The 10430-nt window shown below is 69.2% G+C and carries 14 protein-coding genes; all 14 read left to right on the plus strand.

The window, feature by feature from the left end; all coding sequences use genetic code 11:
* On the plus strand, positions 1-888 hold an 888-nt coding region (locus BGN95_RS23180), incomplete at its 5' end, for a flagellar M-ring protein FliF C-terminal domain-containing protein (RefSeq protein WP_286774149.1).
* A complete protein-coding gene (gene fliG, locus BGN95_RS23185) occupies positions 885-1904 on the plus strand; it encodes a flagellar motor switch protein FliG (RefSeq protein WP_179512795.1) in 1020 nt (339 codons plus the stop codon). The genes BGN95_RS23180 and fliG, both read left to right, overlap by 4 nt.
* Entirely contained in the window at positions 1897-2652 is a 756-nt protein-coding gene (locus BGN95_RS23190; protein ID WP_286774150.1) for a FliH/SctL family protein, read from the plus strand. Before fliG ends, BGN95_RS23190 begins: the two co-directional genes overlap by 8 nt.
* A gap of 132 nt (positions 2653-2784) precedes the next feature.
* Positions 2785-4110, plus strand: coding sequence for a FliI/YscN family ATPase (locus BGN95_RS23195; RefSeq protein ID WP_265313436.1), 1326 nt, complete (start codon positions 2785-2787; stop codon positions 4108-4110).
* Complete coding sequence (locus BGN95_RS23200; RefSeq protein ID WP_179512798.1) at positions 4103-4531, plus strand: hypothetical protein; 429 nt, start codon at positions 4103-4105, stop codon at positions 4529-4531. The genes BGN95_RS23195 and BGN95_RS23200 overlap by 8 nt, the downstream gene beginning before the upstream one ends.
* 37 nt (positions 4532-4568) lie before the next feature.
* On the plus strand, positions 4569-6188 hold the full coding sequence (locus BGN95_RS23205) for a flagellar hook-length control protein FliK (protein ID WP_286774151.1): 1620 nt from the start codon (positions 4569-4571) through the stop codon (positions 6186-6188).
* A gap of 17 nt (positions 6189-6205) precedes the next feature.
* Complete coding sequence (locus BGN95_RS23210) at positions 6206-6829, plus strand: flagellar basal body-associated FliL family protein (RefSeq protein ID WP_265313434.1); 624 nt, start codon at positions 6206-6208, stop codon at positions 6827-6829.
* A gap of 6 nt (positions 6830-6835) precedes the next feature.
* On the plus strand, positions 6836-7774 hold the full coding sequence (locus tag BGN95_RS23215) for a flagellar motor switch protein FliM (RefSeq protein WP_179512801.1): 939 nt from the start codon (positions 6836-6838) through the stop codon (positions 7772-7774).
* Positions 7771-8073 (plus strand): flagellar motor switch protein FliN, encoded by a 303-nt coding sequence (fliN, locus tag BGN95_RS23220; RefSeq protein WP_179512802.1) that lies wholly within the window; start codon positions 7771-7773, stop codon positions 8071-8073. Before BGN95_RS23215 ends, fliN begins: the two co-directional genes overlap by 4 nt.
* Positions 8074-8080: 7 nt before the next feature.
* Positions 8081-8350 carry a flagellar biosynthetic protein FliO gene (locus BGN95_RS23225; protein ID WP_265313433.1) on the plus strand — a complete coding sequence of 90 codons (270 nt, stop codon included), beginning with the start codon at positions 8081-8083 and terminating at the stop codon, positions 8348-8350.
* Positions 8347-9243, plus strand: a complete 897-nt coding sequence (fliP, locus tag BGN95_RS23230) for a flagellar type III secretion system pore protein FliP (protein WP_265270549.1) — start codon at positions 8347-8349, stop codon at positions 9241-9243. The genes BGN95_RS23225 and fliP overlap by 4 nt, the downstream gene beginning before the upstream one ends.
* Positions 9244-9251: 8 nt before the next feature.
* Positions 9252-9524 carry a flagellar biosynthesis protein FliQ gene (gene fliQ / locus BGN95_RS23235; RefSeq protein WP_265270548.1) on the plus strand — a complete coding sequence of 91 codons (273 nt, stop codon included), beginning with the start codon at positions 9252-9254 and terminating at the stop codon, positions 9522-9524.
* A 3-nt stretch (positions 9525-9527) separates the two neighbouring features.
* Entirely contained in the window at positions 9528-10301 is a 774-nt protein-coding gene (gene fliR / locus BGN95_RS23240) for a flagellar biosynthetic protein FliR (protein ID WP_286774152.1), read from the plus strand.
* A partial coding sequence (locus BGN95_RS23245) for an EscU/YscU/HrcU family type III secretion system export apparatus switch protein (protein WP_286774164.1) occupies positions 10301-10430 on the plus strand: 130 nt, incomplete at its 3' end. The genes fliR and BGN95_RS23245, both read left to right, overlap by 1 nt.

Here is a 10430-nt window from a genome sequence, read left to right on the forward strand (position 1 = left end):
GAGGTTCAGGCCGACGTCAATCTCGACGAGATGCAGGCGACCCGCGAAACCTATGACAAGCAGGGCACGTTGCGCGCCGAGGCGGGCAATTGGACCGGCAACCAGGCGCCCGCCGGCAGCCAGCCGCCGGGGGGCATCCCCGGTGCGCTGAGCAACACCCCGCCCCCCGCGAGCCAGCTGCAGAAGCCGCAGCCTGCGGTCGGCGCGAGCGGTCAGCCGGCCCCCGGCGCCTCGCCGGTCGCGGGCGGCCCGGCACCCGACGCCAACAAGCAATCCGATCAGTTCCAGCGCGCTTACGATCTCGGCAAGGAAGTGTCGGTGACGCGCGCCGCGCCGGGGGGGATCAAGCGGCTGTCGGTCGCGGTGCTGCTGCGCGAGCCCGAAAAGGGCCGCCGCACCGCGATGGAGGTCAACCAGATCACCGATCTGGTGAAGTCGGCAGTCGGCTACGATGCTGCGCGGCAAGACAATGTCACCGTCATCAGCAAGAAATTCGCCGATGCCTCGGCGGCGGCGAGCGGGCCGAAATGGTATGACAACAGCTGGCTGCCGATGCTCGCGCGCAATCTGACCGCGATCGTCATCGCGCTGCTCGTGCTGTTGCTCGGGGTCCGCCCGCTGCTCAAGGCGATGCTCAAGAAGCGCGCCGATGCCGAAAGCGGCGCGAAGGGCGCGCTTGCCGGGCCCGACGGCGCGCCGATGGGCAGCGCCAGCGGCGAGGGCGAAAGCGAAGGCGGCATCCGCGTCACCGATCCGGTCGGGATCGAGGATCTGGAAGAAGCGCGCGGCTATGAGCAGCGCGTCCATGCGGTGCGCGGCTTCACCCGCGACAATCCGGCGCGCGCGGCGCTTGCGGTGCGCGATATGATGGGAGCCGAGGCGAAATGAACGCGCCCGCCAACGCCGTCGTGCGCAGCTTCAGCGGGGTCGAGCGCGCCGCGGTGCTGATGATGCTGGTCGGCGAGGAAGAAGCCGCCGCGATCCTCCAGAAGCTCGAACCCGATGAGGTGCGCCAGCTCGGCAAGGCGATGTTCACCGTCGCCGACGTCAGCGAGGCCGAGGTGGAGGGCGTGCTCGACGATTTCGTCGATCGCGCGCGCGAGCGCACCGGAATCAGCTTCGACCCGCGTCCGAAGATCGAGGCGGTGATGCATCGCGCGCTCGGCCCCGAAAAGGCCGATAGCGTGCTCGCGCGGATCACCCCGCCCGAGGCGGCGTGCGAGATCGACCTGCTCGACTGGCTCGACGCGACCGAGATCGCGGCGATGATCGAGAAGGAACATCCGCAGATCGCCGCGGTGCTGATCGCCAATCTCGATCCGGCGGTGGGGAGCCAGGTGCTCGAACTGCTGCCCGATGCGGCGCAGCCCGAGATCCTTCACCGTATCGCCAAGCTCGGCCCGATCACCCCGGAAGCGGTGGAAACTTTGCGCGCGATGCTCGCCAACCGCAGCGGCGGCGGCGGACAGGGCACCCAGGTGCAATTGGGCGGGACGCGCGAAGCGGCCAAGATCCTGCAGAGCGCGCGCAAGGCGACCGAGCAGCGCGTGATGCCCAAATTGTTCAAGCTCGACAAGGAAACCGCCAAGGCGATCGAAGAGGCGATGTTCGTCTTCGACAACCTGCTCGACATGGACGACAAGAATCTCGGCACGCTGATCCGCAACATCGACGGCGACATCCTGACCCGCGCGCTGAAGGGCGTCGACGAGGCGGCGCGCAACCGCTTCCTCGGCTGCATGTCGGCGCGCGCCGCGGACGGCATCCGCGACGAGATGGAAGCGCGCGGCCCGATGAAGCTGTCCGAAGTGCTCGAGGCGCAGAAGGCGATCATCCAGATCGCGCGCAACCTTGCCAAGGACGGCACGATCCAGATGGGCGGAGGCGAGGACGATTATGTCTGAGGCGGCATCTTACGATTTCGTCGTCGGGCTTTCCGCGCGGCACAGCGATGCGGCGATCCGCCTCAGCCGCAGCTTCGCCGATCGCGAGCCCGGCTTCGCACCGGCCGATCTGATCGCGCGGATCAAGAGCGCGTTCGGCCGCGACACCGAGGCCGAACCCCAGCCGCGCAGCTATGCGCCGGCCGATCCCGAAACCAACCCGACCGAGGGCTGGAACCCGCTCGACGCCAATGCCGAGCCGGCGCCGTTCATCGATCCGGCCGAGGTCGCGCGTCAGGCGGGGCATGACGAAGGCTATGCCGCCGGCCTCGCCGCGGCGCGCGCCGAAGCCGCCGCGACCGCCGAGCGCGACCGCGCTTTGCTCGCCGGGCTGGCCGACGCGTTGCGCGACGATGCGCGAATCGATCGCGACCGGCTGGCGAAGCATATGCGCCAGACGGTCGAGCATCTCGTCACCCGGCTGGTCGGCGAGATCGGCGTATCGGGCGGCCTGCTCGCCGCACGCGTCGCCGCCGCGACCGATCTGATCGCCGACGCGTCCGAAAGCGCGATCCTGCGGGTCAACCCGGCCGATATGGCGCTGCTCGACGGGCATCTGCCCGCGACGCTGTTCCCCGTCGCCGATGCGCAGATCGCGCGCGGCAGCTTCGAGCTCGAAACCGCCTCGACGATCGTCGAGGACGGGCCGGACCTGTGGCTCGACCAGCTCGCCGCCGCGCTCGACAAGGTCGCGGTGCCGGCGGGTTAGAGCATCGTGCGCAAAATACGATCCACCGCGGCGAAGGCCGGGGTCCAGTCACGACCGGTCCGATGCTGACCCCGGCCTTCGCCGGGGTGGAAGGTGCCGGGGTAGCTCAGATTTAAAACGCGAGGCGCCTGCATGCTCACCCGGTTCGCAACCGATTATCTCGACGCCCTGGTCGGGGATTTTCTCCCGACCCCCAAGGTTTCGGGCCGCCTCGCCTCGTTCGACGGGCTGCTGATGGAAGCCGTCGGGCTCAACCTGCCGGTCGGCACCGTCTGCCAGGTCGGCGGCAAGGCGGACGGGGTCGAGGCCGAGGTGATCGGCTTCCGCAACGGCCGCACCCTGCTGATGAACCTCGGCGGCCCGGCCGCGCTGCTGCCACACGCCCCGGTGCGCCCGATCGGCCCCCCAGGCGAGGCCGAAGTGGGCGCCGCCTTGCTCGGCCGCGTGGTCGACGGCGCGGGGCGCCCGATCGACGGGCTCGGCGCGATCCGCGGCGCGGGGGCGTGGCCGCTCGCGGGCAAGCTCCAGTCGCCACTCGATCGCGGGCGCGTGCTCCAGCCGCTCGATGTCGGGGTGCGCGCTATCAACGGGCTGCTGACGATCGGCAAGGGCCAGCGGATCGGCATCATGGCCGGCTCCGGGGTCGGCAAATCGGTGCTGCTCGGGATGATGGTCCGCGCCGCGCGCGCCGACGTGATCGTCATCGGGCTGATCGGCGAGCGCAGCCGCGAGGTCGCCGACTTCCTCGAGACCAAGGTCGCGGGCGAGGCGCGCGCCAAGAGCGTGGTCGTCGCGGTGCCGGCCAATCATTCGCCGGTGCTGCGCATCCGCGGCGCGCTCCGCGCCACCGCGATCGCCGAAGCGTTCCGCGCCGAGGGCAAGGACGTGCTGCTGATCATGGATTCGCTGACCCGCGTCGCGCATGCCGGGCGCGAGATCGGGCTGGCGCTGGGCGAACCCGCCTCGGCGCGCGGCTATCCGCCGTCGGCGATCGCGATGCTGCCCAACCTGATCGAACGCGCCGGCACCGACGTGACCTCGGGCGGATCGATCACCGCCATCTATACCGTGCTCGCCGACGGCGACGACGGCAACGACCCGGTGGTCGATTCGGCACGCTCGATCCTCGACGGGCATATCGTGCTGAGCCGCACGCTCGCCGAACGCGCGGTCTATCCCGCGATCGACGTGTCCAAATCGGTCAGCCGCGTGATGACCGACATCGCGTCGCCGCCGCATCTCCACGCCGCGCGGGTGCTGCGCCGGCATCTCGCGACCTATGAGGAGAATCGCGATCTGGTGCTGATGGGCGCCTATCGCGCGGGCTCCGACCCCGAGATCGATGCCGCGATCGCCTGCCACCCGGCGGTGATGGAATTCATCCGCCAGGATGCCGCGTCGAGCGTGACGCTGGAGGATTCGGTGACCGAACTGACCGGGGTGTTCGGCGATGGCTGACACGCGCAAGCTCGCGCGCGTGCTGCGCGTCCGCACCTTGCAATATGGGCTGGCGCAGGCCGCCGAGGCACGCGCGCGCGATGCGCATGCGCAGGAAAGCGCGCTCTCGACGCGGATCGCGCGGCTCGCCGCCGATGTCGCCCCGGCGACCGAACGCGGCGCGGGCTTCTCGCTCGCCGCCGCCGCGCATTATCGCGAGCGGCTACATCGTTCGGCCGAGACCGCCGCCAACCGCGTCCGCACCGCCGAATATGAGGCCGAGCGCGCCGCCGAAGCGACCCGCAGCGCCAAGCGCGACCAGAGCGCAGTCGAGAAACTGATCGCGCGCGGCGAGGCCGAGGCGGCGCTGCGCGAAATCCGCAAGCTGCGCGATGCGCCGCCGACGCGACCGACCGGGAAAATCCGGCACGATCTTTGCTGATCGGTCTGTCGGAAAGACCGACGGACACACAGGGGCCATGACCGCAGTTTCGAATCTGGCGCTGATCTTCACCAAGACGGGCAGCCCCGCGACGCCGCCCGGCGTCGCCACGGGCGCGCCCGCGTCTTTCCCTGCATTGCTCGCACCGGTCGAGGGCAAGCCCGCCGATCCGTCCGACACCGGCGACGCCCGGCAGGAGGATGCCGCCCCCGGCAAGGATTTGCCGGACGATCAGAGCGGCTTGCCGGATGCGCTGGCGTGGATGATGCCGCCTGCGCTGCCGATCCTGACCGAGCCGGTGGTGGCGAAGGCCGCGGAGGCTGCGCCGAGCCCGGCGGCGCCGCCGACAGTGATGCCTGTCGCCGCGCCGGTGTTGACGGACGCCGTGCCCGATCCAGTGGCGACACCTGCGACGACGCCGGTTGCCGCGACGCCAGCGCCGACGATCCCAACCGCTCCCGCGCAGCAATCGCGCGGCGGCGAGGCCGGCGTTGCGCCAGCGGAGGTCGCAGCAGAACCCGCCTCCTCCACCCCCGTTCGCCCTGAGCTTGTCGAAGGGCGTCCTGCCATTCGCGAGCTGGGGCCGCCCTTCGACAAGCTCAGGGCGAACGCGGTAGAGGTTCCGCAGGAGCAGCCGGCGGCGCAGCCTTTGCCCGCGGATCGCGCGCGCACCGTGGCCGCGACGGGCAACGCGCCCGCGCAGCCGGCCGCACCGCCCGCAGCCGCACCGGTCACGCGGCGCGATCCCGTTCCCGCGCTCGAGCTCGCCGCCGCACCCGCGCCGCTCGATCGGCTGATCGCGGCGTTGCGCCCGGCTCCGATCGCCGCTGCCGCGCCGCCGCCGACGCCAGCTCCGGCACCGGCAATACTCGCCGCGCCGCTTGTCGCGCCGGTCCAGTCAATAGCGCCCATCATGGCGCTCGGGCCGATCGATTCGGTTCAGGTCAATGCGACGCCCACGCCGCAAGCGCCCGCGACACCGGCGCCCGGACCCGCACCGAGCGAGGGAATGCGCACGACCGCGCCGACGGCGCCCGTCGCGCCCCAGACGGCCGCCGTCGCCGCGTCGCAACCCGCGCCGCAACCGATCGCGATCGCCCCGGCCGCGCAGGTGTTCGCCGAGGCGATCCGCCGCGCCGCCGCCGACGAGCGCACCGCCGCCGCGCCGCAACCGGCCGCGACGTTCGTGCTCCCCGCCGGCACCGATAATGCCGCCCACGCGGTCGCTGCGACCGCCGACGCTCGCCACGCCGCGCTCGATCTGAAGCAGGACAATTGGCCGCAGGCGATGATCCAGCGGATCGAGGCGCTGCGCGACACCGCCAATGCCAGCGACACCCGCATCCGGCTGATCCCCGCCGCGCTCGGCGCGATCGACGTGTCGCTGAAGCGCGACGGCGACGCGGTGTCGGTCCATCTCGCCGCGCACCAGCCCGAGACGCGGCAGATCCTCGCGGACGCGCAGCCGCGGCTCGCCGATCTTGCCGAAGCGCGCGGGCTGAAGCTTTCCGCCTCGACCGGCAGCGCCACCACCGATGCCGGCGGGCACGCCGCGGCACAGCAGCAACAGCAACAACGAACCGCCGCCGCACCGATGCGGCCCGCCAGCGCGGCGAGCGCCGACGATGAGGCGGCAAGCGACGAACGTATCGCCTGATACCCGAGGGACATGATATGAGTGACAAGGACGACAAGGCGGAAACGCCGAAGAAGAAGGGAAAGATCGGCAAGATCGCGCTGTTGGCGGTCGGCGCGGTGGCGCTGATCGGCGGCGGGGTCGGCGCCGGTCTCTATGCCTCGGGCTCGGGGCTGATCGGCGGGCACAAGGCCGCCGTCGCCCCCGGCCCGCACCTCGTTCCCAAGAGCGAGCAGAAGCGCCCGAGCAAGGACGGCAAGGAAGGCGGCCACGGCGGCGGCGAGGGCGAGGCCAAGGCCGAGGATCACGGCATGCCGACTCCCCCGGGCGAGGGCGGCGACCGCTTCGCCTCCAATTATTACGCGATGGAGAAGGAGTTCACCGCGAATCTGCAGGATTCGGTGCACTTCCTCCAGATCGGGATCGCGGTCTCGACGCCCTATGACGATACGGTGATCCAGAACCTCAAGACCAACGACATCGCGGTGCGCTCCGCGGTGCTGATGACGCTGGGCGACACCACCGAGGATCAGGTCTTCACCTCCGACGGAAAGCAGGCGCTGGCCAAGAAGCTGGCCGCCTCGATCAACAAGGTGCTCAAGGAAAAGGAAGGCTTCGGCGGGATTAGTAACGTCTACTTTACCAATTTCGTTGTTCAGTGAGCGGGCATGGTTAACACCGCTTCACCATCCGACGCCGGACGCCGCGGGGCCGCCCGCGGCGAACCCGTCAATGCGAGCGGGCTCGGCCAGGCGAAGCTCAATCCGTTCGGCGATCTGCACACGCTGCAACACCTCTCGGCGCGCCTCGCGCGCAGCCTGCGCGGGGTGTTCGAGCCGATTCTGCGGCAGGAGCTGAGGACCTGGGCCGAGCCGCTGATGGTGCAGCGCTTCGCCGATTATCGCGCCGAACGCCCCGATACGCTCACCGCCTGGCTGCCGCTGGGGATGGAGGGGCGCACCGCGCTCTGCGTGTTCGACGGGCGATTCGTGCTCGAACTGCTCGATCTGTTCTTCGGCGGGGTCGGCTATGTCCCGATCGAGCTGCCGCACGAATTCTCGCCCGCGGCGGAGGCGATGGTCGGCCGGCTCGGCGAGATGATCGCCGCGCCGCTCGCCACCGCGTGGGAACCGCTCGCGCGGGTCGGCTTCACCGTCGGGCGGTGCGAGCATAATGCCGCGATGCTGACCAATATCGAGGCGGACGACGCGATGATCGTCACCCGCTTCGGGATCGCGCAGGGCAATGCCCGCCCGGTGTTCATCGACCTGGTCTATCCCGTCTCCGCATTGAAGCCGCACGGCACCGCGCTAACCGGCAAGGTCGTCGCCAAGGCCGCCGAGCAGGATGCGCAATGGAGCGCGGCGCTGACCCGCGCGGCGATGCAGGTGCGCTTCCCGGTGCGCTCGGTGCTCGCCGAGCCGGTGATCAGCCTCGCCAAATTGATGGATCTGAAGCCCGGCGACGTGATCCCGATCCATTTCACCAACGACGTGCCGGTGATGGTCGGCAACGATCGGCTCGGCATCGGCACCGTCGGCACCGCCAACGGCCATGCCGCGATCCGCCTCACCAAACTCGCGAGTCTCGAAGGAAATAACGCATGAACGACATGACCGGCTCTTTCGCGGCCGACGCGGACGCCGCGGGCGCGGTGGCGGCCAATTTCCGGCTGCTGCAGGATGTCGACGTGAAGCTGACGGTCGAGATCGGCTCGACCCAGCTCACGCTCCGCGAATTGCTCGCGCTCGGCGAATCGAGCGTGATCGAATTGGACCGGCAGGCCAACGAACTGCTCGACGTGTTCGTCAACGGCACGCTGATCGGCCGCGGCGAGGTGGTGACGGTGGGCGATCGCTTCGGCGTCCGCATGACCGAGCTCGCCAACCCCGAGAAGCGCGGCTGATCCGGCGATGATGTGGGCTTATGTTCTCAAGCTGGTGATCCTGCTGCCGCTGGTCTGCGGGCTGATGATCGGCTCGCTGTGGCTGTGGCGGCGGCTCGAAAGCCGCATGCCCGGCAAGGCGCCGACGCGGCTGATCGCAGTCAAGGAAACGATGATGATCTCCCCCGGTCTCCGCCTCGCGGTGGTCGATTTCGAGGGCAGCCGGCTGCTCGTCTCGGTCGGGCGCGGCGGGGTGACGCTGGTCGACAAGGCCGTCGCGCGCGGTGACCTCGCATGAGCGTGACGCGTATCGGTGACGGCCCGGCGCTGTTCCGCCAGCCGAACGCGCGCCGCGCGGCGCACGGCGGGTCAAAGTTCACAAAGTTCACGCTTGTGATTGCCGCGCTGGTCGTCGCGCTGATCATCGCGATGCCCGCCTTCGCGCAGGTCGCCCCGCCGGCGGCGCCCGCCGCCCCGGCGACCCCGGGGGTCGGCGACGCGCTCGATCGCGCGCTCGGCCAGCTTTCGAGCGGCGCGGCGTCGAGCCAGCCGGGCAACGGCTCGCTCTCGCTGTCGTTGCAGGTCCTGATCATCATGGGGCTGCTGACGATCCTCCCCGGGATCGTGCTGATGATGACCAGCTTCACGCGGATCATCATCGTGCTGTCGATCCTGCGTCAGGCGCTCGGCCTTCAGCAAACACCGCCGAATCAGGTGCTTATCGGGCTTTCGCTGTTCCTGTCCTTCTTCGTGATGGCGCCGGTGGTCAACCGCATCAACACCGAGGCGATCCAGCCCTATGCCGCGGGCAAGCTCGCCGGGACCGAGATGATCAAACATGCCGGCACGCCGCTCCACGCCTTCATGGCCAAGCAGACGCGGGTCAAGGATCTGACGATGTTCGCCGAAATGGCCAAGTCCGGGCCTTACGCCAAGACCGACGACATCCCCTTTTCGGTGCTGCTCCCGGCGTTCGTGACGAGCGAATTGAAGACCGCGTTCCAGATCGGCTTCCTCGTCTTCCTGCCGTTCATCGTCATCGATCTGGTGGTGGCGACGGTGCTGATGTCGCTCGGCATGATGATGCTCTCCCCGACGATCATCTCGCTGCCGTTCAAATTGCTGTTGTTCGTGCTGGTCGACGGCTGGGCGCTGACGATGGGCAGCCTCGCTAACTCCTTCGCGACCTGAGAATTTTCATGGCAGACGCTGATTATTTCCTGACCGTCGCGAACCAGACGATGTGGGTGCTGGCGCTCGCCGCCGCGCCGATCCTGATCCCGGCGCTGGTCTCGGGCCTCATCCTCGGCATGATCCAGGCGGCGACCTCGATCAACGAGCAGACCTTGTCGTTCGTCCCCAAGCTGATCGTCGTCGCGATCTCGATCATGCTGTTCGGCGGGCTGATCCTCGGGCTGCTCAGCGATTTCACGATCGGCATCTTCGATCGGATTCCGGATCTGGTGAAATAACGCATGCTCGGCTTCGGCCTTGCGATCGAGCCCCAATTATGGGCGCTCCTGTTCGTGATGGTGCGCGTCGGCAGCGCATTCATCACCGCGCCGGTGTTCGGCAATATGTCGGTGCCGCTCCAGGTCCGGGTCGCGCTCTCCGGCGCGATCGGGGTGCTGGTGCTGGCGAGCCACCCGATCCAGCCCCCGGCGCAGATCTTCGCGGTCGCGACCTTCCTCGCGGTCGCGGCGGAGGCGATGGTCGGGCTCGCGCTCGGCTTCGTGCTGCAGATCGCCTTTGCCGCGCCGCTCGTCGCGGGCGAGATCATCGGCGGATCGATGGGGATCGGCTTCGCCAATATGATCGACCCCAATTCGGGGCGGTCGTCCCCCGCGATCGGTCAATTCCTGTCGATCATGCTGACCCTGTTGTTCCTGTCGCTCGACGGGCACCTCGTGCTGGTCGACATGATCCTCAAAAGCTACACCGCGATGCCGCCCGGCGCCGCCTGGCTGACCACCACGCAGATGCGCGATATCGCCTTTTTCGGGGGCTATGCCTTTCTCGCCGGGCTGCTGCTCGCGCTGCCGGTCGGCTTCCTCCTGTTGTGCCTCAACCTCATCGTCGGGATGCTTTCACGCGCGGCGCCGGCGCTCAATCTGTTCGCGGTCGGGCTGCCGGCGAGCCTCGGCGTCGGGATCGTCTCGCTCGCGATCGCCTTCCCGGCGATGGGTGACTATATGCAGGTGATCGTGCGCGACGGGCTCGCCGCGACCCAGGCGTTGGTGATCCGCTGATGTCGGAGCAATTCGGCGAACGGACCGAGGCGCCAACCGCGAAGCGCCGCAAGGACGCCACCCAGCGCGGCGAGATCCTGCGCAGCCGCGATTTCGCCACCGCATTGGTGATGCTGGCGGGGGCCGCGT

It is taken from the genome of Sphingomonas sp. 66-10 (assembly GCF_001897045.1).
Taxonomy (GTDB): domain Bacteria; phylum Pseudomonadota; class Alphaproteobacteria; order Sphingomonadales; family Sphingomonadaceae; genus Sphingomonas; species Sphingomonas lycopersici.